This window comes from Mucilaginibacter sp. CAU 1740 (assembly GCF_039839285.1).
In the GTDB taxonomy this organism is placed as follows: Bacteria; Bacteroidota; Bacteroidia; order Sphingobacteriales; family Sphingobacteriaceae; genus Mucilaginibacter.
Map to the genome: position 1 here is coordinate 213,704 of NZ_JBDOQS010000005.1, position 25,766 is coordinate 239,469.

Sequence of the window (25,766 nt, forward strand, 5' to 3'; positions counted from 1 at the left end):
CAAAAGCTTATTTATTGGGCTTGCTCACGTAAATATTGCCTTTTACGTAAAAGCGATAAGGTAAAATGGCATCTTCTTTTGCATAGGCAACACCAATACGTGGCCCGGCTACGATCTGATCATCCGGAAAGGTCAATCCTCTATCCTCAAGCCATATCGTATCACTTTGAAGACTAAAGCCGTTAATTTTTCGCGAAATGCCTAAAGCTTTGGCCACCGATCCAGGCCCTTTAGTAATAGTGGGTTTAAGCACCGGCATGTTACGCCGCACCTGCATAGCCTCAATACCATCAGTTGGCTGAATGGCCCTGATCAATATCGCCAGCGGGTTGCCTTCTACCGAGATCACGATATTGAACATCTCATGAATGCCGTAGCATAGGTAAACATAACCGATGCCGCCTTGCTTAAACATAACGCTTGTTCGCTGTGTGTTCCTGTTACCGTAAGCATGGGAAGCCCGATCAATAGCTCCGTTATAAGCCTCTGTTTCAACAATGTAACCTCCGGTAATTATATCGTCAATACAAGTAAATAAATACTTACCAATCAGGTCTTTACTGATCGCAACTACATCATCGCCTAAATAATAGCTCTCGGGTAGCTTCATTTTTTCAGGATTCCCTTTAATAGTTTATTGATCTCCTTTGCCTTGTCGAAAATCATAATGTGGGTGCCGCCCTTTATTATCGTTGCCCCATTTATTCGTTTATGATCAAAAACAAGATCCTTGTCGCCGGTAATGTGGTACAGGTTTGGCGGGATAACATCGTTTTTCCAATGCAGAATAGCGTACATAGCCCACTTCATAAATACGGGCGACGACTTTTTGAGCATATCACCAAATAACCAGGCGTCTTCGGCACTCATGTGCCCAAATACCGGCTTCACCAACCCTCCCATCGAATTAAACACTTTACCTGGGATGAGCTTGTAAATTGGCAATGCACGGAATACTTTAAAGTACCACGGCGCTTCGTTGCTTGTTTTAATGCTCGACACCAGTATCACTTTTTCTACCGGCATAAATTTAGCTATTTCAACCGCTATCACCCCTCCTAACGAGTTGCCTATTAATACCGAATTAGGTTTGATATTGTAATGATAAACAAGTCGTTGAGCATAAGTAGTTATAGTGTCACTCAAATCTGGTTCTATCCAATCTATAGGAATTACCTCGTGGTCATCACTTAAGCTGATGTTATTATAAACACGGGTATCGGCACCGAGACCGGCTATCAAATAGATCCTGCTCATTAAAAATTAACCAGTTTAACTATCTGCTCAAGGTACTGTGCATCAATTTCGTCAAACTGATCGAGGTGTTCGCTGTCAACATCAAGCACTGCCACAACTTCGTTGTTTTTAAACACCGGCACTACCACCTCCGAACGAGAAAGGGAACTACATGCTATGTGGCCGGGAAAAGCGTCAACATCAGGTACAACCAATGTTTTGGCTTGTTGCCATGCGGCACCACAAACGCCTTTGCCCAAACCAATACGCGTACAAGCTACCGGCCCTTGGAAAGGCCCTAACACCAGCTCATTGTTTTTAACCAGGTAAAAGCCAACCCAAAACCATTTAAACTGCTCTTTTAATGCCGCAGCCACATTGGCCAGATTAGCTACAAGATCAGGCTCACCATAAAGCAAAGCCTCTATTTGTGGGATCAGCGCTGTGTACTGTTCTTGTTTATCGGTTGATGTGGTTATTTTTAAATCCTCTGCCATAGTGCAAACTTAACAATGTAGTATCGAAAGTAAATAAGGCTAATATCATATTAAATTTTTTAATTCGCACTTATATGATCGTTAGCCTTACCGTAGTACGCTACCGCAAGTTGTTTATACCCTTTGCCCTGCTGGCTATGGCCATACACCGCCTGCCGATGATGTTGCAAAAGGGATGCAGCTTTTACAAACTTCTCGGCTCGGGCAAAAACGGCACTTTTGATCTGAACCCCGATTGGCAGCAATGGGCCTTGTTGGCTTGCTGGGAAACCGATGGGCATTTTGATCAATTTTACAAACGCTCATTTGTGCAATTATGGTGGAAGCTTTTATGTAAAGAACGCTGGACAATACTTTGCGAACCTTTACAAAGCCATGGCCAATGGAGCGGTAAAGAACCTTTTGGCAAGCCTGCACCTAAAGAGATCAACGGACCGGTAGCTGTGCTTACCAGGGCTACCATCAGGTTTAACCGCCTTAAAAACTTTTGGGCTAATGTTGGCGCTGTGGCCAATATGATGAACAACGCGCCTGGCTATATAACCTCATTCGGAATCGGTGAAGCGCCGGTTTACAGGCAGGCGACTTTTTCTGTTTGGAAAAGCATTGAAGATGTAAAAGCTTTTGCCTATAAAAGCCCCGAACATGCCGAAGTAATTAAAAAAACAAGAGATGAAAACTGGTACAGCGAAGAACTTTTTGCCCGTTTTAAGCCAATAGCCAGTTTCGGAACGTTAAACGGAACCGACCCATTGAATGGGCTTCTTAACAAATAAACTATTATGAGAATTATTGCCGAACTACCCCACCCCGATTTTAAAATATCCATCCTTAACATGAACAATAAATTTATTGTAAAGGCCGAACAGGGTTCGCTTGAGCAAAGCTATAAGATCCCTGAAATGGATCTGACAGATGGCGTTAACAGCGTTTTTGAGTTGTTGGATGAAGAGTTTTTGAAAAAAATAGCCGCTCGGTTTATTGAGATGAGAACCGATTATAAAGATGCCTATTTTAGATATAACTATTAAACTAATCCTAAAACAGGATTAGTTTAATAGTTGAATGTTAACTAACATTTAATAAATGGCCGGGTATTTTGAAGGGTTAGCTTCATTCATCATGGCATAAACTGTTTCGATCACGTCATCAACAGATGGCTTGCTGAAATAGTCGCCGTCCGATCCATATGGTGGTCTGTGTTCTTTGGCGGTTAACGTTTTAGGCTGAGCATCTAACGAATAATATCCGTTTTGGGCTTCGAGTATTTTCTGAAGAATATAGGCCGAACCCGCTCCTGGCAGATCTTCATCAACCACCAACAACTTACTGGTTTTCTTTAATGAAGCGCCACAAATATTCTCTGTATCAAAAGGATATAGCGTTTGCGGGTCGATGATCTCGATATCGATTCCCATTGAGGCAAGCTCTTCTGATGCCTCTTGAACGATACGTAAAGTAGAGCCGTAAGATACAATAGTAATATCAGCGCCTTCACGCAGAACCTCCGCTTTGCCAAGTGGCACGGTAAAATCACCCACATTGGCAGGTAATTTCTCTTTTAAACGGTAACCGTTAAGGCATTCAACAACCAGTGCTGGTTCATCCCCTCTTAACAAGGTATTGTACATACCTGCAGCTTGTGTCATATTGCGAGGAACGCAGATATGGAAGCCCCGCATCGAACCCAAAATAACACTCATTGGTGAACCTGAATGCCAGATGCCTTCCAAACGGTGGCCACGGGTGCGGATAATCAGAGGCGCTTTTTGGCCACCCATGGTACGGTAGCTTAAGCTGGCGATATCATCGCTAATGATGGTGATGGCATAGATCAGGTAATCCAAATATTGGATCTCGGCTATTGGGCGTAAGCCACGCATAGCCAGGCCCATACCCTGCCCTATAATGCTTGTTTCACGGATACCGGTATCGCTGATACGGATATCGCCGTATTTGGCCTGTAAGCCCGCAAACCCCTGGTTTACGTCGCCTATCATACCCAAATCCTCTCCAAAAGCTACAATGCTTTTATCGCGGGCAAAGTTGGCATCGAAGGCAGCATTTAGTACTTCCCTACCGTCCATTACCTTTGCATCTTCATTGTAGATGGCCGGTACAACCGGCACATACAAAGGCGATTGTGGAGTTCCGGTAAATAATTTTGAGTTGTAACGCTCTGTATTTTTATCCTTTTCGGTTTTTAACCAATCTGTTAAACGCTGGCGTTCAGGGTTACTTTCGTGTGTTGTTAAGCGTAGGGTTTTGCGGATAGCTGTAAATATCTCTCGTCGGCCTGCATCAAATGCTGATCGCAGGGTTGCCGAGGTGGCTAAAACAGCATCCTTTTTTGAGGGCACGGTTTCGGCAAACTGATCTATCAAATTAGCCGCTTCTTCAATTTCGGCTTTGAGTACTATAGCCAGTTCATTAGCTGCTTCGCGCTGGCATTCACGTACGTAACGCTTAGCCTCTCCTTCAAGTTCCTCCAACTCAATTTCGGTAGTGATGGCCGAGGCTATCATCCACTCGCGCATCTTAAGCAGGCAATCGTGCTCATCTTCCCAGGCAAGGCGCTCCTTGCTTTTATACCGTTCATGCGAGCCTGAGGTTGAGTGGCCTTGTGGCTGCGTCATTTCAGTAACGTGGATCAACACAGGCACGTGCTCTTCGCGGCAGATATTAATAGCACGTTCGTAAGTTTCGCAAAGGGCGATATAATCCCAGCCACGCACTTTAAATATTTCATAACCATTGCTGCCATTTTCGCGCTGAAAGCCTTTCAATACTTCCGAGATATCCTCTTTGGTGGTTTGCAGGCCTGCCGGTACCGAAATAGCATAAGCATCATCCCAAATAGAAAGCGCCATAGGCACTTGCAATACGCCGGCTGCGTTAAAAGTTTCAAAAAATGAACCCTCGGAAGTTGCGCCGTTACCTACGCTGCCAAAAGCAACCTCATTACCGTTAACAGAAAATTGCTTCAGGTAATCAAGCTCTTTATTTTGGCGATATAATTTAGAGGCATAAGCCAAACCCAATAAGCGAGGAATTTGCCCGGCTGTGGTAGAGATATCCGATGAACTATTCATCGTTTCGGCCTGGTTAACCCAGCTGCCATCGGTATTTACAAAACGGGTGGCATAATGACAGTTCATTTGCCTGCCGCCCGAAGCGGGATCTTTTTCGATATCGGGGTTAGCATATAGCTGAGCAAAAAACTCTTTTAGGTTGCTCATGCCGGTGGCGAACATAAAAGTTTGGTCGCGGTAATAACCCGCGCGCCAGTCGCCGGCACGAAAAGCTTTGGCCATAGCCAGCTGTGCAACCTCTTTTCCATCGCCAAAAATACCGAACTTTGCCTTGCCCGTTAGTACTTCGCGGCGACCGATCAAACTGGCCTGACGGCTCTCATAACCAATACGATAATCATCAATAACAATCTTCTTGAAATCATCAAAACTGAGCTCGGCAGCGGTAAATTTACTGGTAGCTCGTGTTGTAGTTTCAGGCATATAAAATTTTGTTTAGACGGTAAAAGTATAAAATTCTATTCTGTATTTGGCAAACTAACAGATAAAACCCGGAGTTTGAGTAATAGTTTTGTAATTACATTAAACCTTTTATATTTGTATTAATCAAATATAACATATGAAAAAGATATTAATGATTTGCGCGGTAATATTAGGTTTTGCCTTTACCGCCTCGGCACAAGATAGCGGTAAAGCTGAATTTAAATTCAATGAGGAAGTACACAGTTTTGGTAAAATACCACAAGGTACTCCTGTAACTACCGTATTTGAATTTACTAACGTAGGTAAAGAGCCACTTATTTTAACTGAGGTAAGGCCAACTTGCGGTTGTACCATTGCCGATTACACCAAAACCCCCGTAAAAGGCGGTGAGAAAGGTGTTATTAAAATCACTTATAACGCTGCAGCGGTAATGTCATTTAACAAAACAATCGTTGTAAAATCAAACGCTGTAACTCCGGAAAAATACCTGAGCATTACAGGTGAAGTTGTAGCGAAACCCGCGGCGAGCAAATAATTTACCAGGTGCCTGATATACTTCCCTATATCAATAGGGATTTATAATATATAAAAGACCCTAAACAGGGTCTTTTTTCGTTTACAAAGGTTTTACACAACCATATTTCATTTTTAGTAATTTTGCAGGATGCCAAAAATATCTGACAAAGGGCAACGGATGCCCGCATCACCGATACGTAAGCTAACACCTTACGCTGACAAAGCCAAGCAGGACGGGAAAAAGGTGTACCACCTCAATATCGGTCAGCCCGATATTGCTACACCCGATGGAATGCTTAATGCGATTAAAAATATCGATTTTAAAGTTTGGGCTTATACCCCAAGCGAGGGTACACTGAGCTACCGTACAAAACTTACCGAATATTATAACAAACTTGGTTATGGCATTACGCCCGACGATATCATTGTAACAACAGGCGGCTCGGAAGCGATTACCATAGCCATGATGGCCTGCCTTGATTCGGGCGATGAAGTGATCATTCCCGAACCGTTTTACGCTAACTACAACGGCTTTGCCAGCCAGGGCGATATAGTGGTTAAACCAATTTTATCTTACATAGATAATGGTTTTGCGCTCCCTCCTATCAGTGAGTTTGAAAAGCTGATCACCGAGAAAACCAAGGCCATAATTATCTGTAATCCCAATAATCCTACTGGTTATTTATACTCGAAAGGGGAAATGGATGCGTTAAAGGAACTGGTTTTGAAACACGATCTGTACCTTTTTTCGGATGAGGCTTACCGCGAATTTTGCTATGATGGTCGCAGCTTCATATCTCCAATGCATTTAGATGGTTTGGAAGAGAATGTTGTAGTGATGGATACTGTGAGTAAACGCTACAGTGCTTGCGGTGCCCGTTTAGGCTGCATGATCACCAAAAATAAAGAACTACGTACAACAGCGTTAAAATTTGCCCAGGCCCGCTTAAGCGCAGGTATGGTTGAACAAATTGCAGGCGAAGCTGCGGTTGATACCCCCGATAGCTACTTTGAAGCAGTAAATAAGGAATATACCAGTCGCCGTGATACACTTGTTGCAGCATTGAACAAAATGGAGGGCGTGTATTGCCCTAACCCGGGCGGCGCGTTTTACGTGGTAGCCAAGCTGCCTATTGATAATGCCGATAAATTTTGCCAATGGATGCTGGAAACATTTAGCCTGAACAACGAAACCGTAATGATGGCACCAGCTACAGGTTTTTACAGCACACCGGGTGCAGGCGCTAACGAGGTACGTATGGCTTACGTTTTAAATAATGATGACCTTGCCAAAGCTATGGCTTGCCTGGAAGAAGCGTTAAAAGTTTATCCGGGCCGTTCAGTTAGCAGCGAGCAGTTATCAGTTGGTAGTTTATAAATAAACACGTATATAGCAGGCGGTTACATAATATGTATGCCGTCTGCTATATACTGACAACAAAATCCGTATATTTGAACTCTTAACTGCAAACTGCCCACCGGGCATTGCGAACTCAAAAATGGGGTCGACCGGAATTGACAGGATGGAGATAAGTAAGTAAGCATGCAGCGCGTTGGGTGAATTAGCGCTTTAATCAGAACGCTCAAACTTTCAAATGGCGAAAATAACTACGCCTTAGCTGCCTAATTTAGAATTAGCATAGCTTTTGTCCCGCCGGTTTTCCGTTCTGTTGGATCGGCAATAGGGGCATCGAAAAACGGAACTGGTTTGCTTAAGGTGTGCATAGCGAACGAGATAAAGCACCTAAGGAAGACGGTATAGGTAAGCGACTGACCTTCCCCTTCCCTACAATTAAACAGAAGCTAAGCATGTAGAAAGCTTACCTTATACCATGTTTGGACGAGGGTTCGAATCCCTCCGGCTCCACTAAAACGGTATCAAACACCACTAAAACCCTTCAAACGCTACGTTTGAAGGGTTTTTTGTTGCATTTTGGTGTCATTTACTCACCGTTGAACGGCCATTTTGGTGAGCATTCTGGTGAGCACCGAATTTTAAAACAAGTGCTCACCAGAATTCTTGTAACTAATTGAATAGCAAGATGTTCAGCAAGTGAACATCTTGTGAGATTTATGCTGTAAAGATAAATTTGTTTAACTTTTTAACAGCTTTTTATGATCAAAAATGTGGCTGTTCTCTTTTATCTGAAAAAGAGAGCAAATTCAAAAGAAGAAAAAGTTCCGGTTTATATACGGATCACATGCGATGGACAACGCGCCGAATTAGCGACCGGTCAAAAAATTCAGGCAAAGCTCTGGAATCCCGCTGAAGAAAGAGCTAAAGGCAAAACGGAGGCAGTTTACAAATTGAACTCGGCCCTCAATGATGTGGAACTAAAGGTCAATGATACGATCCGCTACTTAAAGGACTGTGGTGAAGAGCTTACTGCGGAAAAAATTAAAAATCGCTTCCTGGGCAAAACAGAGAAGCCAGTTATGCTGGTTGATGTATTTAAGGAACATAACCGCAAGGTAGCCGCGTTAGTGAATGAGGAATTTGCTCCTGCTACCGTTACCCGGTACGAAACAACGCTAAAGCACACGCAGGACTTTATGCAATGGAAATACAAAATCAGCGATATCCGAGTCAAGCAGATTGATCACAGGTTTATCAGCGAATTCGAATTCTATCTCCGTTCGGTTCGTAAATGCAACAACAATTCAGCCTTAAAATATATCAAGAATTTTGGTAAGATTGTTCGCATCTGTTTGGCGAGTGGTTGGATTACTGTCAATCCGTTCCTTAACTACAAAATCAAAATTAAAAAAGTTGATCGGCCATTCCTGTCTAAAGAAGAGCTGGAAACCATGGCTTCTAAGACTTTTGTTAGTGCTCGTCTTGAGCAGGTCAGGGATATATTTTTATTCAGTTGTTATACTGGATTGGCTTATATCGATGTGCAAAAACTTAAGCGCTCTGAAATTGTCAAGGGCCACGACGGTGAGCAATGGATCTTTACAAGTCGCCAGAAAACTGATACCCCCTCACGTATTCCACTTATGCCTTATGCTCTGAGTGTAATTGAAAAATATCGGGATCATCCACAATGTGAAATTGAGGATAAGCTATTACCTATATTAAGCAACCAAAAAATGAATGCTTACTTAAAAGAGATAGCAGATTTGTGTAATGTAAATAAAGATCTGACTTTTCATATTGCCAGGCACACTTTCGCAACCACGGTCACCTTATTGAATGGTGTACCAATTGAAAGCGTTTCTAAAATGTTAGGCCACACTAATATCAAGACTACACAACACTATGCGAGGATTTTGGATTTGAAGGTTGGTGAAGATATGGGTGTACTCAGAAGAAAACTACAATCTCACTAAATATTCAAAAGCAAATATTGTATTAATTCGATAGATAAATATTTCATGAAAGAGTTGAAAGCTGGCGATCAAGAAATTGCTGAAAAAATATACCTGATAAGGGGGCACAAAATTATGTTGGACAAAGATTTAGCTGAGATGTATGGAGTGGAAACTAAAAGGCTAATTGAACAGGTCAATAGAAATGCCCTTAGATTTCCACCAGAATTTATGTTTCGTCTCACCAACGAAGAATTCGATGTTTTGAGGTCGCAATTTGCGACCTCAAAGAGAGGCGGCAGAAGGTACGCTCCTTACGTTTTCACAGAGCACGGTATACTCATGCTTTCAAGCGTGTTAAATAGCAAGCAGGCTATTACTGTTAATCTAGCGGCGTTACATATGAGCTTGAATATCCCTGGTTTAATTTCGTATTGTAACGATGTTGCGTTCGGCGTAGGTTCCAACGGTTTGATACCTTCCACAAAATCTTCGTAACCGAGACTTTGATGAAATGTGGTAAAAACGATCCGTTTTTCATCTACATAACGATCATATTTTGCCTTTAACTCGGCCCGGCTAATTCCTTCAATATCCCCATCAATGATGGACAGTGCTTTATTAATAGTATGATAGGTTTTTCCTGTTCCTGGAGGGCCACACAGGATCTGGTTAAGTGGCTGGCTCATTCTTATCTTTTGTTTAAGCTCATTTGTTTTGATTTCCTTGACGATCGTTCTGATCTGATCGCCGATCTCCTTATCAAAAAAGTCAAGGCGTTCGATTAAATTGGTAATGGTCTGTTCGCCATAAAAATTTACAGGCTCCTTTAAGCGTAAACTGTGGGCGTGAAACCAGCTAAACCATTCTAAACCATCGGGTAATACCTTACCGATCTTTTCCCTGAAGATCTTTTTGTGAATTTCGTCTTCAAAGTGAAGACAGATATTAATCTTATCGCGTTTACCCGGCAGCATCTCAAATTCATAATGGGCCAATTTAGTACCCAGCAGACCTGACGCATCACTGCCCCATACCCAATCACGTTGACCTTGTCTGCCCGATGTCCCCAATAATACCAGATGGGTTGGTGCCGGATCATCGGCCAGCGTCTGGGAAAGTTCCTCCATTACCCCAGTAAATGTCCTTTTCTTTATTTCGAGTATACGATATAAAATATCCTGAGCCAGGATCATATGATCATCGTCTGCGAAACATCTGGCAGTTTTAAGTCCGTTTACCAACGACAATAATTCCGTATCGTCGTGAATATATCCCTCGATAAAGTCGTGGACTACACGCAAGTAATGATCGTACTTCATTCCTGGCTCTGCAGGGGGCTCACCAGTAACCCGGCATAATATCTGGTAAAAAGAATCTTTATAGAATGTATACCTTGAAGGATCGTGGTAGGTTAATAAAGTTGCGGCGGTCCGCTCATCATGATGTGGCAAATGATTCGGTTGCTGGTCAACCTCTCTGTATAACCGCAACGCTGTTTCTGAGAACTGCTTGATGCGGGTACCCAGTGGAGCATCGTCATTGAAGAGATCCCGCAAGCATTGCTGGTACTCTTCCGTGCGAAGGCGGGCAAGTGTATTGATCACACCAATACCCGGACCGTAGATCAGGTTCATGAATTTGACAGACTTGACCTCCGTAAGCAGATCAGCCACATCAGGATTCGGACGTCCCTGAAACTCCTTTAATAGCTCCCACTTATAGATCTCATCAGAGATTCCTTCTTTTCTAAGAAGTTCTTTGTACTGTCGGATGATGTCAAAAAAAGGACTTTCTTTTTCCTCCTTTACGAATATCTCAAAGTCGAATTTTCGCAGATATTTATTGGTTTGATCCCCACCGTGGCGTGTCCAGTAGCTACCGCCACCGGCCAACTTTTGCGCAATACGCATGACTTCTTTTGGTGGATAACGCTTACCTGCATGTATGACATCAAATCGGGTAGATTTGTTAAGCTTTTTCTGATCTTTATCAAGCTCTTCAAAAGCTTGTAATATGTGATCTCGTGTGATTGATTCAGGATCAAAGGGCATTTAATTGAGTATAAGGTCTTCATAATGGAAAGCATGGCAAATTCCTCCATTCCTCTCACAAGGCATAAATCTAAATATTAGGTACTGATTTAATAAATAAAAAAATGATAAATCGATCGGTTACATACCATGGATAAGCATTTCTAAAATTAACGTGGAAATTCCGGACCCGTTGACAACCCATTCCGGAAATGAGTGCAGAGCTTCTGTTACCCTTTGACCATGCTATCATCTTGAAATAGATAGTTGAATTTAAAATTTATTTACACTACCCAGCGCTTCAATAAGCAGGGAACAGCGTTGGGCCATTACGTTTTTTAGCTGGCAGTTACTTCGAGTGATGGTGCTTTAACCACTTTTCAAGCGTTGCTAAATTATGGCCGGCGCGCAGGGAGGTCCTTCTGAAATTAAGCTTTTTATCATGAAGATATTGTAGGATATTCTTATCGATACCCTCAAAATCCTCACTGAACATTTTCTCGTCCGGTTTCAATTTCGGGATGTGATGAACCTTGGGCGTTAATAAAACTTCTGACTTTGTTATTTTTTGCATCAGCACGCTTCCGCTGATGATCCTTCCTTCACTTTCGTAATTCATATATTGACCCAGGAAGATATTTCCATCACAGGTACCAATGTGGATCTTAATGTTCAATTGCCTGAAAAAATCCGGATAGGTCCGGCAGTTGATGACCAGCACTTCCTCCCGAGACGTCAAAAAATCCGTTTTCCCAACGTAATCATGGTGCTCTGTATCTGACGTATTGTCGATGCTGACTGCCATATCGATCCCGGACATCTCCACAAATGTAAATAGCAGTTTAACCAGCGGCCAGGTTTTTGACACATCCTGAATGCCCTTGAACTTCTCATAGCCATAGAAATAAAACCAGAATTTTTCCCCAAGCAGTCTTGGACTATATAAGCGCGACAATAATCTGGCCTTATCTTCCAGCAATTGCTCGATATCTGCCAGCGGTTTGGACTTGCTTTTTCTCAGGCTCCCATCCTGATTTAAGAACCTCAATTGGAATTCTTTATCGTCCTTGTCTAGGGTATTTAGAAAATTGTCAAAAAGCTCGGGCAGATCGGCTCCGGGTATTTCCAGATACCGGAGATAGGCTGCAAGGTTCTCGGGTAAAGCGAAATTCAAAACCGTTTTGTTTTGGACGGTGAACCGGCGGTCACTTTTGTATTTCACCTTATCCCTTAAGAAAACAGGCTCAAAGTCGCCGATGAGCAAATGAAATAACAGCTGATCTTCAAATTTGATATTCCAAAACTTATTTTCAGATGTGGGTACGCTTAATTCCCGGGCGATGATATCTTTAGTAAACCTTTCGCGCACTAGGTCGTGCATGTGTTGAGCGATCGAGAGCAATAATTCCATTTGTGATACTATTTAGGCCTAAACCATTTCCGAAATATCGGGAAATAACTGGAAAAGCCGGAAATTAATACAAAATGGGAAAGGAAACGGGAAAAAATTGATACCAAAGCCAGTTTTTAGTTCATTTGGCTTAGGATACAAAACAACTTTTTGCGAATGTCTCAAATAATCAAAAATAAGGAATTGATCGTTAGGTTTTCTTATAAAAATGAATTTGCTTTTGCATTCTCGGGCGAGAACTACCGTATTACCCGCCTGAGCAAGCTTTCCGCCCTTTTATTTACACTGGCCAAAGGCCAAAATTGGGATGAATTTATAGAGGATGCCGCCCGGTTCGCTCCGAACAGCCGAAATGAAAGCCATCTCGATAAGATACAGGAATGTCCCCGCTCTTTGATCGAACAACATATATTATTAACCATTTAATTTTTTTAGTATGAAAGCGAACAAACAACCACAGGACGAGATCAACATGATCCTTGAAGAGACCGATTTCCTGGAAACAACTGATGTTTCTCAAGTACTTATCGGTACAGAAGTTAGGGCACGCGGTCAATATCCTTCACCGCAAATGGCTAAGGATTTTTACCTGCAGGAAGAAAATGCCTAAGCACTTCGAAACGCTGGACAGTTTCTTGTCAAGCGGTAGGTTTGGCAACGCCGAGCGTATCTTATATAACACAAATATTTTATACGCGGGTGTTGCCGAACTTATTGACGGCAGGATGGGAACGCAGGTGGGGCCGATGCTCCTTTTGCGTGACTCGCAATTTCAGATCATTTTAAGGGCAAAGATCGATCAAACGATAGCGGCATTGCAGCGTGGTGACCTGGTTGCGGCGAAGGCAATTCTGATCCGGATCAGGGAGAGTTATGAAAATGCCCTTAGCGCCGCTGCAGAAGAGCACGCCGAGTTATTGCCGATCAATATCACCGGCGGGAATAAGAATAGCCACGTCATTGCGGGTATCCTAGACGCCTCTATGAAAGCAGATGGCTTTTCTAAGGGCGTGCAGGTGTTAGCACCAACCGAAAAACAGTTAGAGATATTAAGGTTGTCCCTGACATTTTTGGATCAACAATTACCTGGTATAAGTAAAACTGTATTCCCGTTCGTTAAGACCTTCGCGATCGTGGAAAGCGAATTTGACAGCGCTTACAACAAGGAGACCCCGATGATGTTCATGATCAATTATAAGATCATCAATAACCCGATCATCACCGCGGAATTTTTACTTCATGAATCGCTCCACCAAAAATTGAACGATCTGCAATTGACGAACCACTTGGTCCCGGACGATTATGATGATATCCAAAGCGAAGCGGAAGGAGATGTTTTGATTCCTTGGGGCGGAAGTTCACCGCGCCCTTTCAGTATAGCCAGGGCGCTCGCGACACTGCACGTGTATCTGCACTTGCTTTTGTATTACGCAGTTGTATTAGACCTGCACCCCGAAGATGAATTTTCAGTATTTGTGGACCGGGCGAAAATGGCAGAGCGGTTTGTACGGATCTACAGGAGGACCTGCTTTTTATTTTCGGAATTCGACAAATGCGGAATTCAGGCGAAAGTGAAGCCTGATGCCATTTCTTTTTTGAACTGGATGGCGCAGGTAAAGCAAGCTATCGAAGCGTCACTATTGTTTGAAAGGGTCATGTCAGTTTATTCACCAATAACCTATCACTGATGGCTGCCTTCGATCAGGATCTGTTGATCCCGCCCTTTAATAAGCTTGGGCAGCTGAGCGGCAGCAGCCATATACCGTATTACACCGGTATCTTTGACGAATATGAATATTATTTGATCAAAGACGAAGTGGTGAATTTAGATTGGTTGAAGCAAGCAAACTTGAGCGAACCTATGTTAGAAGTGGGATCAGGAGAAGGGAGGATCTTAAGCGAGCTCGCCCAAATGAACTTAGCTTGCTTTGGTATTGAAACAAGTAAAGAAGCGATTCGCCGATTTAAGCAAAAGCAACACCTTGCCGAAAGGGAAATAATCGTTTATGAAGGCGATTTTTTTGACTTTAAATTCGACCGGAAATTTGGCTCGGTCATCATACCTAACCTTACGATACATCTCTTCAATGATGTGCCCACTTTAGAGCAACTTGCCAAAAAACTTTCCTCGATATTATTGCCGAGTGGCAAATTTGCGGTAAGTATTTTCTGCCCGGAAAGTATTCAAAAAATGAGCGTTAATTATAAAGGCCAAACATTTGTTGTGCCTTTCAATGATGATCTGGGCAAAGAAAGAATCATGTGGACGGGATTGAAATTTGAAGACCAGCATCGTACGATGATCCAAAACTGGTATACGCAAGTCAGTCCGTCCGAAGGTTTTTTGTCTGCCGACAAACAAAGATTTTGGCTGGAAGAAGAACTGCAAGTAATTTTTAAACCGTTCGGATTGGAATTGACGCATAAGTATGATGGCGCGATAACCGGCGGAGGAGCGGACGGGTTCGTCACAAATCACCTGATCTTTACATTGTCAAATAACTAAATTTAATATTTGCTAATATTCATTACCAGAGCTATTGATTCTGCTTATTGAACTTTAAAATTATGATGTTCGTGCCCTTGCCCATCGAACATGATTTACAATAGGCGGATTCTTAATATTAACGTCCTTAAGCCAAATCCGGAACTCTGACTCCATCGTCTCATGCGGATAATCGGAAAAAAACTTTTGCATCCGGGAATTATAAACAAGCTGCTTGTAATAAACTGAACTGTAATCATAGCCATCTGGATTATAAAAGGTAATGGACTTCAGATATTTATCCAATTCAGCACTTTTTATACCTCTTGACCAAACTACAAATTCTTGGGCTATCATAATGATATCCTGTTCCCGAGCCAAAAAAATCCGCGGCGGCTTCCTGTATATCACGGTTTGTTCCGTCGAAATGATCTTGGACAGGAAATTCGGAGGTTCTGGTTATTAACCATCTTATACAATGATTAACCCCATGCATCATGTTTGTAAGATAAATACCTACACTGAATTCTGGTCGCCCTCTCTCAATCAATTCCTCCCTGTAACGCTCCGTATCTCCTAACGTATGAAGTAAGTATGGAATAACGAAATCCTCGGAATACGAAAAAAACTTAACACCCCGATTATTTGGTAATTAAACAATATTATTTGAGATGCATATAAATTCCCTCCTGATGTGACAATGTCTTACCCTTTTTTTACATAAAGAATCAAACAGGCAAACGCTTCAAGTCATTAATAAAATGGTTCGAGAAAAAACAATCAACGAGACCCGAATCGAATTTCTTCAACTTCTCGAACCAATTTAATTTTCCTAAATGCCTGATAAAATGCGAATTGATTCCATCAAACGGTTCGAGATTAGTCCGATTGGGGCTACAAAGTGAAAAAGCTAAAGCCTCTTTGAGAAGTCAAAGAGGCTTTTTGCGTTAATCCGGTTATATTTAATGATGCTGTGATAATGATCCATAGTATACACATTATCATATCGGGCCACGTCTCATAATTCATTACGACACTGCAAAAAAATCATCAGGCATAGGTTGCGCTGTAACCAACAAACTTTCGGCTCCCCACACCCAGTCTGATCCATCTGCGGTTAAAACTAATGCCCCGGCTTCTCTTGCAATGAGGATACCGGCCAGCCAATTATAGGTATCTAAACCATATTGATAATAAATATCGATACGGCCCGCGGCTAATGAGCAAAGCATTAGGCCAAGCGGCCCGTAATTACGCACAGCTCCAAATTTATTCAGCAGTTTTTCTACAGATTTGCCAATTACCTGATTTAATCCATCAAATTTATTTTGGAATGGCGGATGATTAAATGTAGCCAGCATCAGGGTAAGATCAGTTTTCTTCGACGGACTTATCGTAGCGTTGTTCAGGTATGCACCTTTACCTTCAATTGCATAAAACATTTCATTGCCCAAGGGATTGTAAACCGCGGCAAAGTATGGTTTACCTTCGCGTACTAAAACCAAGTTAAATGCCCATCCCGGGAGATGTTGCAAATACTGAACCGCGCCATCCATCGAGTCAAACAGCCAGTATTCTGGTATTGGTAAACTTTGCTTCTGGCCGTTCATATCAAACTCATCTTCAATCCAGGGTATATTTGAATATTCTGCTGAGATGCTTTCCTTTAGCATGGTTATACTCTTTTTCTCAATTGCAGAAAATAAAGTTGAAAATGTTTCGGCATCCTGCGGAACCGCGTCTTTTTTAAAATCTGTTAAAAAAAGATCTCCAACTTGTTTTAATTGGCTTAAAATAAAAGCCACATTTATTGAGGTTTGCATATTTTATTTTGTTTATACAAAAGAAAAGTAAATGCAGATTCTAAAGTAGTCGTTAAAGGTGATTTAATAGTCCTCATCACGGTATTTTCGTCTGAACTGAAGTGGCGAGGTACCGGCAACCTTTTTAAATAACTTACCGAAATATACCGGCTCACTGTATCCCATTTCATAGCCGATTTCTTTGATGGAAAGATCGGTGAGAAACAACAGTCGTTTGGCGTTCAATACAGAAAATTCCTGAATATGATCTGAAACAGAAAGGCCGGTTAAAGCTTTTACGGTATCATTTAAATGAGCCATTGAAATAGATAACGAAAGTGCATATTGCGATGGCTGTTTCCATTGTTTATAATGCAGCGATAGTAATTCCGAAAATGATTGCTGAATAGCATATGGGCGGCTGTTACTGTTGCGTAAATCACTTACTGCAGGATTACTATTTATTATTATACTAAGGCAGGCCATTAATAAATGGAATAGCGTTTTTTTAGGATGTGGTTGTATTTGAACAGCTTCCATCAAATTAACTATAGATTGTACCTTACCAAATAAAACATCATCATTAGGTACAGGCTGTAATCTGTTAAAAACCTGGATTAAGGCATATTGCAGTTCTTTATCAACCAGTGCAGGGTCAAACTCAATAACCCAGCCATTGGGTTCATTGAAATCCAAAATATGATGAACCTGACCAGGTTGGATAAGCAGGATAGCGCCGTGAGCCAATGTAATATCTTCAAAATCCACCTTGAATTTTATATAACCATTTATCAATACAACAAGCATATAATGAAAATCCCTATGCGGTACGAAAACTTCATGTTCGTTCTTATCACGGCCATCTTTCATGTTTTGCACAATGATTCCTGCCTTTGCTAATGGGGATATGTCGTGTCGGCTTATCTGTAGATTACTGTTTTTCACAATACTAAAATACCCTATTAAATCGCGTTAAAAAAATACGTTGCAAAAATCAAGAGGTTAGGTTCAAGTCCTACTCCTGCTCTATCAACCCGAATCGGACTTTTTTAATACTTTAACCCGTTTTATTTTACTAAATGACTGATAAAAACCGCATTGAATCCATTAGACGGTTCGAGATTTTTCCTGTTCGGGCTACCGAATAGGGCAGACTTGTTAATTCAAGTTCTGTCCGATTTTTTTATCACCTAACTCACTGTTTATCAATCATATTAAATGCGCCGCTTAATTGACTTGGGCGGTTCGATAAGCGTTCCCGTCAAAACAGAGTTTTTCAGTGTAGATCGAACCGATAATCCGTTTCACTACATATTTTTAGTGCGCTGAAAACCTGTTTGTAACCTGTTGGGGTGAGCTGAACAAAGTGAAGTATCCCGGCAAGCCGTTTTGGTCTGACCAAAACATGGCTTGCTTATTTTGTATCCTTAAATAAAAAACGACACATCCTGTTTCACTTAAAGGCTTAAAATAGATTGCCAGCAATCATTTTTTATTAATAACAAGATGCGCTAATCCCGGATCGCTGAGGAGACGCTCCATTTCCAGTTCAATGATATCCTTAATATCTTGTTTGATCTGCAAATAATTCCGCTCCACAATTGCACTGCTAATCTTTCGCACATCCGGTAAAGACAAATAACTTTCAATCTCTTTTTTCAATCCTGCATGGTCATTCACGATCTCCCCATGAAACGCTTTCAATTCCACCTTGCAATCAGGATTATCCGCTACCATTCCAACAAACTCGCCGGAACTCAAAGCCGATATACGCGAAGCAGGAACAGCTGCCTCCAGTTGCCTGGAACGGCTAATGGATGTATCGCTGCTATTGATCGATAAACTTTCCCTATCCTGCATAATTCTACCGATCTTTTCCGATACATATTTCGCCGTGTCACCCGATACCTGTCCCACGGCCATATTGCCCACAATGTTCATGATCACATCCGCCTGTTCGCGCCCGTAATCCTTGCGCAGCTGGCTGGCGTCCTGTATACCCAGCGTAGTTGCGATTAAATTACTACGACCGGTAGCGATGGTAGGTATGATATCCGTCGTTAGTGTAGGGAACTCATCAAACACCAGACTGCATTTCAGCTGATCCTTTTGATTGATAATCTTTAAAAGCCGGTTGGTAAATAAGGATAATACCGCACCGTAGATCTGTATCTTCTGCGGATTATTCCCCATACAAACGATCTTAGGTGCTGCCGGGTTATTGATATCCAGTGTAAATTCATTACCTGATAACACATAGTACAACTGCGGCGAAGCGATGCGCGCCATCGTGATCTTCGCCGAAGCGATCTGCCCCTCCAACTGCTCCACTGCGTCCCGCTTGTAAGCACTGATAAAAGGATTGATCAGCACATCAATTTCCTTTTGTGTTCCCAGTAACGTAAACAGACTATCATAATCCGCCTGCATCAACTCGATGACATGCGGCAGCGTACAGAACTCACCATCCTTATACTTGCGCAAGTACCAGATAATTGCCGTTAAAAAGTTGATCGGCGACTCCACAAAGAAATCCCCTTGCCGCTTGATCCATTCCCGGTTCAGACCCAATAAAATCGTCCGCGCCGACTCTACTGCATCTGTCAGATCCAGCATCGCCGACGGGTCCAGCGGATTACAACGATGGCTGCGTGACAGGTCATCAAAGTTGATGGAGTAGAATTTTGGCTCTACTTTGTAATCACCCTTATATCTCAGCCAGGTATTATAAGCGATCACCGCCAGGTCAGGCATTTTAAAATCGTACACGAACATCGCAAAACCCTTACGGATGTGTTGGGTGATCACATGCCGGATGATGAAGTAACTCTTACCCGAACCTGGGCTACCTAACACGATCAATGCCCGAAATAGATTGATAAAATTGATCCAGCCATCCCGCACTTTTCCTTTCAGAACATACTTCATTGGCAAATTCACAGAAAACTCATTTTCCAGCAACCGCTCTTCTTGCGGAAAGGTCTCCTGGTCCCGGTTAAAAATATCTCCCTCCAGCTTATCCCGAATGATCCGTGACAACATTGTGCCACCACTCAGGATCAGCAAAAATCCCAGGCCCGTTACACCCATATATAGAAAAGCTATCGACTCCACACCAGCCGGAACCAGCAACAACAAATAGCTGATGAAATACAATACTAAGCCCAATACCACATACAATAATGCGCCTTTCAAATTCTGCTTTTCATCCTTCTTTCCCTTAACCCCGATCAACGCTATAGCGAGGAAACCTAAAGCAATCAGCTTCGGCTTCAGAAAGCTGCTGAATAAACCCGTTTTCACCACATTGCCCAACAGCCGGTCGGACAAGTTCGACACCCAGTGCCACTGGACAAATGCCCCATAACACACCACATAAAAATGCAGCAATAATATTCCTATACTGATCAGCCTGGTCATGTCCAGGATCTTGCGCATCGCCTGATCGTTTTCTCCCGTTTGCATATTTACCTTTCCCAACCCTCCCTGCTTCGGCTTTGCTCAGCACAAGCTCCAGCGGAGGCCTTTTCTAATCCATTCATCAATTATTTTTTCCCTCACCGGCATAAGTTACAGTGACAACCGCACCTTCTTTTTCTTTTTCTTCGTCCGCTTCAGCTCCCAATCCATTACCTCAGCTGTACCACCCGTATCCAGGAGAACCTCCGCGAATCCACTCCGGGAACCGATTAAACCATCCTGAACTGAAAAACTGCCGGCATTTTCACGCGATTGCCCCCGCGTTCCCTGCCCGTTTTGCGCCAGTTGCGCCCTTTGCCCGTTTTGTTTTTTTCCCTCATTAGCCCCCATGTATTGGCAGCGTTCCCGGATGGCATTGGCACTGTAAGCTTTACCCAAAACACTACCATTAAATACAATTTTATTGTAATGATCTACATAGGTTACCCCATACAAAACACCTTGCTCATTCCACCGCAGTACCATATCAATGCCCTTATTTTTAAGGGACGAAACCAAACCTTCCAAAGTTTTATCACCTTTTAAAAAATACAAGTCGATGGCATTTTTCAATCGTGCCCTTGATTGCGGATCATTCTTCGCCAACTTATTCGATTCAAATTTTTCTTCCAGATTTTTTAGTGTAGGCTTATCAAAAAACAAACTCGCCTTGACCGGAACCCCAACCTTATTGCTATCCGCATCCAGCACCCGGTAAACCAATCCGCCATGCTGAAAAACACGAGACTTTTCATCGCCACGATCAGCAGCGATATTATATTGTCGCAACACCGCATTCAGTTCTGCCAGCGACGCATATTTATAATTCACCAACACTTTAACCAGCACATTATTGATCGCCTGTTTTGTTGACGATTTACCATAGATCACACGCGTCGCATCCACCGGTTTCACCTGAAACACCTGCCGCTTTTGCCGCTTATCCGCAGCTACCAAACCGAACATTTTTTCGATCTCTACGGATGCCGGTTTAGATTTATTTTCACCCAGGTAATTCATTCGGATACCTTTGCCATCTGCCTTAATATTCGTTGTCACCAAATGCACATGCGGATGCCCGGCATCTTCATGTTTATAAAGCAAATAAGGCTGCCCGCCAAAGCCAATTTTATCCAAATAAATAGACGCAATCTCCCGCAAACGATCATCTGAAAGCTTTTCGGACGGGTCAAAATTGAGAGATATGTGGACACAATTTTTCTTAGCCCGCTGGTTCAGCTCTGTCAGCTTTTCAAAGCGCCGCAACTTCTGATGAAAGTTCAAATGTTCCGGCCCGACCGGATAATAACCGGCTTCCAAACAAGTCGCCACACCATGCTTAACCTTTTGCTCATTGTAATTCAGCACCGTCCGAAAATGACGGGACTGATGGATCACCGCAACCATTCGTCAGCAAGTGTTTTAAGCCTCAATTCGATAGCCGCAACCGCCGCGAAATAGCGCTCCTTGTCCTGCTCGAAACGAGCCAGCCAAACCTGCATTTGCGGTGCATGATCCAGCATATTTAATCGATGCACCGCCTGGTTGAAATTCACCCCGATGGCGTTCAACTCCCGTCGCAGCAAAGCCAATTCTTCCAATAGATCATCCAGGGATTTATTTCGCGTATAGACCGTAAACTTTCGCCCAAAGATCAATCGGCGCACCAATTCCGACAGCTTACGCACCGTCGAATTTTTCCATTGCTTGTCCAACTCCGAGTATTCATCACCCGTCAACCGTAACGTAATCCGGTGTTTACGCCCTGTGTTTTCTTCCGTCATCACATCATCTCCCACACAAAAAGTCTCTACAAACTCAATCCATAACACCCATAAGTCAAGCGCCCCGACTTCGGAGAAGGGCGCTCTTTTCCCATTGTTGTCAGACAATGGTACACCTTGCCGATTGCAAAACAGGCAATCTAAAGCATTTTCCCGCTGAGGCAAAAAACAATAATCGGCCTTCTACAAAAAACAACGCCTCCGGAAACTATACCAGATGCAAACCCGCCGATTTGCGCAACCGGGGTACCTCGCCCTTGCAGCGCAACCAGTCGTTCAAATCTTTATGCTGCTCATAAAGCCCGCTTTCGTCCACATACTTTTTGCCTTTGGCAAGCGCATAGTCCCGATAAGCTAAACCCGTCACATCCCTGTCCAGCCATAAATGCACCGCGTCATGCTGGTCCAAAAAAAGCAGCGCCCGGTCAAATAACCCAGCGCCATTTAACACCACCACATCCACCGAACGGGGATCAACATGAGGATTCAGCGTACGCCAGGAAAGGAGGTCCATAAAACCTTCAAAAACATGCACCGTGCCCTTGCCCGCCCCCAGGCAGGTAATGTCCTTTGGCGATGAACTCTGCTTGAAATTTTTGTTGCGGATCTCCCAGCCTCCCGCATCATTTTGAAAGCCGATACCATAGTACGAACGCCCACCAACTTCATACGACACCTCCTTGCAAAACTGGTCGGCAACCGACACCGGGATTGACCGCTCATGCAGGTATGCTTTGAGCGGATAGGCATAGATCGGACGGACCGATTGTACAAGCAATTTGTGTTTTTCGCGAGCGTTTTCATCCGGCTTGCCATCCTCAAAAGTATACAGCTGGTGAGGGGAAAAAGAAGTATTTAAACGCTCCAGCATTTCCGGGATTGAGCACCCGTAATAACGCAGCAAAAGATCCACCGGGTTGCCACCCGCAGCCAGCCCGAAATCGTACCATTCATTGCTGATCCGGTCAATATGAAAACTTGCCGTCCGCTCATTCCGCAGCGGTGATAAATACCACCAGTCCGTATCGTTCTTTTTGCGCGCCACCGGCTCACAGTCCAGCATACCCAGCAGGTAAGCCAGGTCCAGCTCCCTCACCCTTGAAAGTGTAAATAATTCATTCGTCATATCCATCGCACATTCCCTTTCCTCTCAACGAAACCAAAAGTAGGACACTCCAACCGCTTTTACCCAACCTCCCCAAATATTGGGTAGGATCATTTCCAAATGATTAACGACCTTCGACCCATCATTAATTATAAAAATTGAAATGCATATGGCAACGACAAATGTGCTGGGGACGTTCTACGAAACATTATTGTGTACGCCCGGAATGAATGAAATGGTGAAGATTGATGTCAAGGTCAGCCGTAAATTGGTACTCCTGCTTAACAGTGTGATCGAGGGGAGCTCCGCGAAGGAAGGCGAGGTGGCTTTAGAACTTTTAAAACTTGTTCCGCCTACAGAGGTAGGGGAATTAAAAGTGTTTGCCGATGAATGCCTCAACAAAGCCGGGCTTAAGGAATTAAGCGAAAAAATGAAAACGCTGATCGCCAGGTAACAAAAGGCCGGCTGCGGCCGGCTTTTCCATTTCAACAAGTTTTAAATAAAACCCTGAAATCGTACATGACCTGTAAGTTATGGCAATGAAAAAATCTATCGCAGGCCTAACATTTTAGCTTGCAAATTACTTACATGAACAGATAGCGATCTATGCAACAGAAGTCGATGAATCCGGGGTCAGGGATAATGAAGAATGCTTTTCAAAAAAATCGCACCCAAAGAAGGTTTATCCTCTTTCAAAAGACAAAGGTTTAGAAACGTTTAGAAAAGACAGAGTTGCACCATGCCTCCGATTTGCTGATCGATAGCTTTTAAAGTTTTCAGGATAATATCCTGTTTGTGATTTGTCGTATCGGTAGAACCTATTTTTCCCGTAAACATCACTTTCAATTTTGCCAGCGCATGCTTTAATGCCGTATCCCGTGAAGGAAAGTGCGGGTCGTAAACAGATAAAGCAGAACCACCGCCCTCACAACCATAAGAGTACCTAAGCGCATAAGACCAGGTACCATTAGGGCCACGGCCGATACGGATCTCACTGTACTCACCATAACGCTCGCTGTTGCCCAGTTTAACAACTTCATAATCTAAAAATTGCGGGCGTACAAACCAGCCGTTTTTATCAAAAGCAATATCTGTAAAACCGAACCCGAGCCCTTTACGGTAAGCATGAACATTCATCAGGATCGCCCGCAAACTGTCACCAAAACCGTTGAACCAGCTTAAAACAGCTATGTCCTTTTGTTCAATAGCTGTAAGAATTTCGGCGGCTAATTCCCGCTCGTAAGCAATGTAGCCGTTGTACTGCTTAACAGCGGTCCTGGAGCGAAGGGTTAATGCAAATTTTTCCATAACGAAGCAATTAAGTTTTTATGCCCCGCCAGCGCGGCACGGGCTGCTTGTCAAGGGCCGCGGCATCGCTGCGGTTCATATACCCTTGACAGACAGGACGGGTTCGCGCTACCTTTGCGTAAAACACTTCATTGCTGAGGGGAAATGCCGCTACCCGCTAAGCCGGTAAAAACGCACGGCGTCCGAGTTCCAGCGCAGCCAGCAAAGTCGCAGCCTTTGCCACCCCGATGCCCCTGAACCTACAGAAATCTTCCGCGGTCCTCGTCAGCAAACGCGCCGGGTCATCCCTGACCGACTCCATCACCTTTTCACAGAGGTCGAGTACCGATAGCTCGTGCGCACCTGTGCAAAGCAGGATCGCCAGCAACTCCGCATTGCTTAGCTTCCCCGCACCTAAAGCATGCAGTTTCTCACGAGGGCGGTCATACTCCGGCAAGGCCAATACCCCTACCGGATCCTGTACCACCTTCATTTCCGGCCGCTCAAAAAACCGTGCGCCGTCATCGGCGGTCATCCTTGATAAAACCATAGATAAAGCTTCCACGAAGAAAGCCAGGTCTTCTTCCCAGAGCTGAACCGTTTGCCGGTGAAACTTATCGGTATCATACTGCTCACTCGAAGTGATCAGCAAAAAATAACTATCGTTCACCGCTTTCTTTACATCAATAAAATAATGTTTTTTGCCGTGGCTAAAACTTTCGCTATCCACGTTAGGGTATTGGGTTCTATGTGCTGTTTCCATGGCCGTATCAGTTTAATTCTACCACAAAACTGGGGCATACAAAAATCAAAACCGACAAAACACTGTTATTTAAACGTTTATAAACGTTTCATGCGATACTATTTATGGGCAAAAGCAAAGAGACAGAACCAACGAAAACCTGCCGGGAATGCGGCCAGCCGTTAGGCGCAGGGCGCAGCGACAGGAAATTCTGCAACGACATTTGCCGCACGGCCTTTAATAACCGCCGCCGTTCGGAAAACGCAGTAGAAAGCATTACACCTGAAGAACCCGATGCAGAACAAAAGGCTTTGGACCGGGACATGGCCGCCATACAAAGGGTGTACAACATATTATTAAAAAACCGCATCAAACTGCATGATTTGTACATCTTGTTTGACAGGAGGGTTCCCCTTTCTGATTTCAACCGCTCAGGTATCAACCTCAATTATTTCACCAGCATTCACACAGACGATGTTTATGAAAAGCCGTTTAAGATGTGCTTTGATTACGGCTATCACATCGATGGACAAATCGTGTATATCACCTATCAGGGCAACGAAATTTTCATCAATTAAATAC

The 25,766-nt window shown here is 43.3% G+C and carries 25 protein-coding genes, 1 other RNA gene and 1 pseudogene; 13 read left to right on the forward strand and 14 right to left on the reverse strand.

Features of this window, described 5'->3' with window-relative positions:
- Nucleotides 1-7 precede the first annotated feature (7 nt).
- The 3 genes from AAFN85_RS13320 to AAFN85_RS13330 are packed head-to-tail and all read right to left on the reverse strand — an operon-like array spanning nt 8 to nt 1,733.
- The gene (locus AAFN85_RS13320) at nt 8-610 is read right to left on the reverse strand and encodes a DNA-3-methyladenine glycosylase (protein ID WP_347527859.1); all 603 of its coding nucleotides are present in this window, start codon (nt 608-610) and stop codon (nt 8-10) included.
- Nucleotides 607-1,257: an alpha/beta hydrolase gene (locus AAFN85_RS13325; RefSeq protein ID WP_347527860.1), complete on the reverse strand. Its 651-nt coding sequence runs from the start codon at nt 1,255-1,257 to the stop codon at nt 607-609. Before AAFN85_RS13325 ends, AAFN85_RS13320 begins: the two co-directional genes overlap by 4 nt.
- Complete coding sequence (locus tag AAFN85_RS13330) at nt 1,257-1,733, reverse strand: GAF domain-containing protein (RefSeq protein WP_347527862.1); 477 nt, start codon at nt 1,731-1,733, stop codon at nt 1,257-1,259. Before AAFN85_RS13330 ends, AAFN85_RS13325 begins: the two co-directional genes overlap by 1 nt.
- 74 nt (nt 1,734-1,807) lie before the next feature.
- On the opposite strand from AAFN85_RS13330, the gene AAFN85_RS13335 reads away from it, so the two are divergent.
- A complete protein-coding gene (locus AAFN85_RS13335) occupies nt 1,808-2,509 on the forward strand; it encodes a DUF3291 domain-containing protein (RefSeq protein WP_347527864.1) in 702 nt (233 codons plus the stop codon).
- A gap of 6 nt (nt 2,510-2,515) precedes the next feature.
- Nucleotides 2,516-2,764, forward strand: a complete 249-nt coding sequence (locus AAFN85_RS13340) for a hypothetical protein (protein ID WP_347527865.1) — start codon at nt 2,516-2,518, stop codon at nt 2,762-2,764.
- 48 nt (nt 2,765-2,812) lie between these two features.
- Here AAFN85_RS13340 and AAFN85_RS13345 read toward each other — a convergent pair whose 3' ends face one another.
- A complete protein-coding gene (locus tag AAFN85_RS13345; RefSeq protein ID WP_347527866.1) occupies nt 2,813-5,248 on the reverse strand; it encodes a thiamine pyrophosphate-dependent enzyme in 2,436 nt (811 codons plus the stop codon).
- A gap of 136 nt (nt 5,249-5,384) precedes the next feature.
- Between AAFN85_RS13345 and AAFN85_RS13350 the strand changes: the two genes are divergently transcribed.
- From AAFN85_RS13350 to AAFN85_RS13370, 5 genes and pseudogenes are all read left to right on the forward strand, one after another.
- A complete protein-coding gene (locus AAFN85_RS13350) occupies nt 5,385-5,783 on the forward strand; it encodes a DUF1573 domain-containing protein (RefSeq protein WP_347527867.1) in 399 nt (132 codons plus the stop codon).
- A gap of 129 nt (nt 5,784-5,912) precedes the next feature.
- Nucleotides 5,913-7,142 (forward strand): pyridoxal phosphate-dependent aminotransferase, encoded by a 1,230-nt coding sequence (locus AAFN85_RS13355; protein ID WP_347527868.1) that lies wholly within the window; start codon nt 5,913-5,915, stop codon nt 7,140-7,142.
- A 123-nt stretch (nt 7,143-7,265) separates the two neighbouring features.
- Nucleotides 7,266-7,634: a transfer-messenger RNA gene (gene ssrA, locus AAFN85_RS13360) on the forward strand.
- 245 nt (nt 7,635-7,879) lie between these two features.
- The gene (locus tag AAFN85_RS13365; protein ID WP_347527869.1) at nt 7,880-9,097 is read left to right on the forward strand and encodes a site-specific integrase; all 1,218 of its coding nucleotides are present in this window, start codon (nt 7,880-7,882) and stop codon (nt 9,095-9,097) included.
- A 138-nt stretch (nt 9,098-9,235) separates the two neighbouring features.
- Nucleotides 9,236-9,373, forward strand: a pseudogene (locus AAFN85_RS13370) (ORF6N domain-containing protein); the annotation flags it as partial.
- Between the two features lie 17 nt (nt 9,374-9,390).
- Here AAFN85_RS13370 and AAFN85_RS13375 read toward each other — a convergent pair.
- Nucleotides 9,391-11,130: a hypothetical protein gene (locus AAFN85_RS13375; protein WP_347527870.1), complete on the reverse strand. Its 1,740-nt coding sequence runs from the start codon at nt 11,128-11,130 to the stop codon at nt 9,391-9,393.
- 328 nt (nt 11,131-11,458) lie between these two features.
- Nucleotides 11,459-12,520: a hypothetical protein gene (locus tag AAFN85_RS13380; protein ID WP_347527872.1), complete on the reverse strand. Its 1,062-nt coding sequence runs from the start codon at nt 12,518-12,520 to the stop codon at nt 11,459-11,461.
- 156 nt (nt 12,521-12,676) lie between these two features.
- On the opposite strand from AAFN85_RS13380, the gene AAFN85_RS13385 reads away from it, so the two are divergent.
- The 4 genes from AAFN85_RS13385 to AAFN85_RS13400 are packed head-to-tail and all read left to right on the forward strand — an operon-like array spanning nt 12,677 to nt 15,026.
- Nucleotides 12,677-12,946 (forward strand): hypothetical protein, encoded by a 270-nt coding sequence (locus AAFN85_RS13385; protein WP_347527873.1) that lies wholly within the window; start codon nt 12,677-12,679, stop codon nt 12,944-12,946.
- Nucleotides 12,947-12,956: 10 nt separating this feature from the next.
- Nucleotides 12,957-13,130, forward strand: coding sequence for a hypothetical protein (locus tag AAFN85_RS13390; protein ID WP_347527874.1), 174 nt, complete (start codon nt 12,957-12,959; stop codon nt 13,128-13,130).
- Entirely contained in the window at nt 13,123-14,208 is a 1,086-nt protein-coding gene (locus tag AAFN85_RS13395; RefSeq protein WP_347527875.1) for a hypothetical protein, read from the forward strand. The genes AAFN85_RS13390 and AAFN85_RS13395 overlap by 8 nt, the downstream gene beginning before the upstream one ends.
- The gene (locus tag AAFN85_RS13400) at nt 14,208-15,026 is read left to right on the forward strand and encodes a methyltransferase domain-containing protein (protein ID WP_347527876.1); all 819 of its coding nucleotides are present in this window, start codon (nt 14,208-14,210) and stop codon (nt 15,024-15,026) included. The genes AAFN85_RS13395 and AAFN85_RS13400 overlap by 1 nt, the downstream gene beginning before the upstream one ends.
- Before the next feature lie 1,007 nt (nt 15,027-16,033).
- Here AAFN85_RS13400 and AAFN85_RS13405 read toward each other — a convergent pair.
- The 6 genes from AAFN85_RS13405 to AAFN85_RS13430 all read right to left on the reverse strand — a co-directional run bounded on the left by AAFN85_RS13405 (nt 16,034) and on the right by AAFN85_RS13430 (nt 23,182).
- Nucleotides 16,034-16,828, reverse strand: a complete 795-nt coding sequence (locus AAFN85_RS13405; protein WP_347527878.1) for an inositol monophosphatase family protein — start codon at nt 16,826-16,828, stop codon at nt 16,034-16,036.
- Nucleotides 16,829-16,891: 63 nt separating this feature from the next.
- The gene (locus AAFN85_RS13410; protein WP_347527879.1) at nt 16,892-17,752 is read right to left on the reverse strand and encodes a helix-turn-helix transcriptional regulator; all 861 of its coding nucleotides are present in this window, start codon (nt 17,750-17,752) and stop codon (nt 16,892-16,894) included.
- Nucleotides 17,753-18,292: 540 nt separating this feature from the next.
- On the reverse strand, nt 18,293-20,272 hold the full coding sequence (gene mobC, locus AAFN85_RS13415; protein ID WP_347527880.1) for a conjugal transfer protein MobC: 1,980 nt from the start codon (nt 20,270-20,272) through the stop codon (nt 18,293-18,295).
- Nucleotides 20,273-20,377: 105 nt separating this feature from the next.
- Nucleotides 20,378-21,673 carry a relaxase/mobilization nuclease domain-containing protein gene (locus AAFN85_RS13420; RefSeq protein ID WP_347527881.1) on the reverse strand — a complete coding sequence of 432 codons (1,296 nt, stop codon included), beginning with the start codon at nt 21,671-21,673 and terminating at the stop codon, nt 20,378-20,380.
- Nucleotides 21,661-22,215 carry a plasmid mobilization relaxosome protein MobC gene (locus AAFN85_RS13425; RefSeq protein ID WP_347527882.1) on the reverse strand — a complete coding sequence of 185 codons (555 nt, stop codon included), beginning with the start codon at nt 22,213-22,215 and terminating at the stop codon, nt 21,661-21,663. The genes AAFN85_RS13420 and AAFN85_RS13425 overlap by 13 nt, the downstream gene beginning before the upstream one ends.
- 43 nt (nt 22,216-22,258) lie before the next feature.
- On the reverse strand, nt 22,259-23,182 hold the full coding sequence (locus AAFN85_RS13430) for a toprim domain-containing protein (protein ID WP_347527884.1): 924 nt from the start codon (nt 23,180-23,182) through the stop codon (nt 22,259-22,261).
- A 142-nt stretch (nt 23,183-23,324) separates the two neighbouring features.
- On the opposite strand from AAFN85_RS13430, the gene AAFN85_RS13435 reads away from it, so the two are divergent.
- Nucleotides 23,325-23,609, forward strand: coding sequence for a hypothetical protein (locus tag AAFN85_RS13435; protein ID WP_347527885.1), 285 nt, complete (start codon nt 23,325-23,327; stop codon nt 23,607-23,609).
- Nucleotides 23,610-23,872: 263 nt separating this feature from the next.
- Here AAFN85_RS13435 and AAFN85_RS13440 read toward each other — a convergent pair whose 3' ends face one another.
- Together AAFN85_RS13440 and AAFN85_RS13445 are read right to left on the reverse strand one after the other, a co-directional pair.
- Complete coding sequence (locus AAFN85_RS13440) at nt 23,873-24,463, reverse strand: hypothetical protein (protein ID WP_347527886.1); 591 nt, start codon at nt 24,461-24,463, stop codon at nt 23,873-23,875.
- 157 nt (nt 24,464-24,620) lie between these two features.
- On the reverse strand, nt 24,621-25,205 hold the full coding sequence (locus AAFN85_RS13445; protein WP_347527887.1) for a UPF0758 domain-containing protein: 585 nt from the start codon (nt 25,203-25,205) through the stop codon (nt 24,621-24,623).
- Nucleotides 25,206-25,309: 104 nt separating this feature from the next.
- Between AAFN85_RS13445 and AAFN85_RS13450 the strand changes: the two genes are divergently transcribed.
- Nucleotides 25,310-25,762: a hypothetical protein gene (locus AAFN85_RS13450; protein WP_347527888.1), complete on the forward strand. Its 453-nt coding sequence runs from the start codon at nt 25,310-25,312 to the stop codon at nt 25,760-25,762.
- The last annotated feature ends 4 nt before the right edge of the window (nt 25,763-25,766 follow it).

Bases quoted from the DNA above. Each gene is read 5' to 3' on its own strand.
- AAFN85_RS13320 (WP_347527859.1), bottom strand. From the start codon at position 610: ATGAAGCTACCCGAGAGCTATTATTTAGGCGATGATGTAGTTGCGATC.
- AAFN85_RS13325 (WP_347527860.1), bottom strand. From the start codon at position 1,257: ATGAGCAGGATCTATTTGATAGCCGGTCTCGGTGCCGATACCCGTGTT.
- AAFN85_RS13330 (WP_347527862.1), bottom strand. From the start codon at position 1,733: ATGGCAGAGGATTTAAAAATAACCACATCAACCGATAAACAAGAACAG.
- AAFN85_RS13335 (WP_347527864.1), top strand. From the start codon at position 1,808: ATGATCGTTAGCCTTACCGTAGTACGCTACCGCAAGTTGTTTATACCC.
- AAFN85_RS13340 (WP_347527865.1), top strand. From the start codon at position 2,516: ATGAGAATTATTGCCGAACTACCCCACCCCGATTTTAAAATATCCATC.
- AAFN85_RS13345 (WP_347527866.1), bottom strand. From the start codon at position 5,248: ATGCCTGAAACTACAACACGAGCTACCAGTAAATTTACCGCTGCCGAG.
- AAFN85_RS13350 (WP_347527867.1), top strand. From the start codon at position 5,385: ATGAAAAAGATATTAATGATTTGCGCGGTAATATTAGGTTTTGCCTTT.
- AAFN85_RS13355 (WP_347527868.1), top strand. From the start codon at position 5,913: ATGCCAAAAATATCTGACAAAGGGCAACGGATGCCCGCATCACCGATA.
- AAFN85_RS13365 (WP_347527869.1), top strand. From the start codon at position 7,880: ATGATCAAAAATGTGGCTGTTCTCTTTTATCTGAAAAAGAGAGCAAAT.
- AAFN85_RS13375 (WP_347527870.1), bottom strand. From the start codon at position 11,130: ATGCCCTTTGATCCTGAATCAATCACACGAGATCACATATTACAAGCT.
- AAFN85_RS13380 (WP_347527872.1), bottom strand. From the start codon at position 12,520: ATGGAATTATTGCTCTCGATCGCTCAACACATGCACGACCTAGTGCGC.
- AAFN85_RS13385 (WP_347527873.1), top strand. From the start codon at position 12,677: ATGTCTCAAATAATCAAAAATAAGGAATTGATCGTTAGGTTTTCTTAT.
- AAFN85_RS13390 (WP_347527874.1), top strand. From the start codon at position 12,957: ATGAAAGCGAACAAACAACCACAGGACGAGATCAACATGATCCTTGAA.
- AAFN85_RS13395 (WP_347527875.1), top strand. From the start codon at position 13,123: ATGCCTAAGCACTTCGAAACGCTGGACAGTTTCTTGTCAAGCGGTAGG.
- AAFN85_RS13400 (WP_347527876.1), top strand. From the start codon at position 14,208: ATGGCTGCCTTCGATCAGGATCTGTTGATCCCGCCCTTTAATAAGCTT.
- AAFN85_RS13405 (WP_347527878.1), bottom strand. From the start codon at position 16,828: ATGCAAACCTCAATAAATGTGGCTTTTATTTTAAGCCAATTAAAACAA.
- mobC (WP_347527880.1), bottom strand. From the start codon at position 20,272: ATGCAAACGGGAGAAAACGATCAGGCGATGCGCAAGATCCTGGACATG.
- AAFN85_RS13420 (WP_347527881.1), bottom strand. From the start codon at position 21,673: ATGGTTGCGGTGATCCATCAGTCCCGTCATTTTCGGACGGTGCTGAAT.
- AAFN85_RS13430 (WP_347527884.1), bottom strand. From the start codon at position 23,182: ATGGATATGACGAATGAATTATTTACACTTTCAAGGGTGAGGGAGCTG.
- AAFN85_RS13435 (WP_347527885.1), top strand. From the start codon at position 23,325: ATGGCAACGACAAATGTGCTGGGGACGTTCTACGAAACATTATTGTGT.
- AAFN85_RS13440 (WP_347527886.1), bottom strand. From the start codon at position 24,463: ATGGAAAAATTTGCATTAACCCTTCGCTCCAGGACCGCTGTTAAGCAG.
- AAFN85_RS13445 (WP_347527887.1), bottom strand. From the start codon at position 25,205: ATGGAAACAGCACATAGAACCCAATACCCTAACGTGGATAGCGAAAGT.
- AAFN85_RS13450 (WP_347527888.1), top strand. From the start codon at position 25,310: ATGGGCAAAAGCAAAGAGACAGAACCAACGAAAACCTGCCGGGAATGC.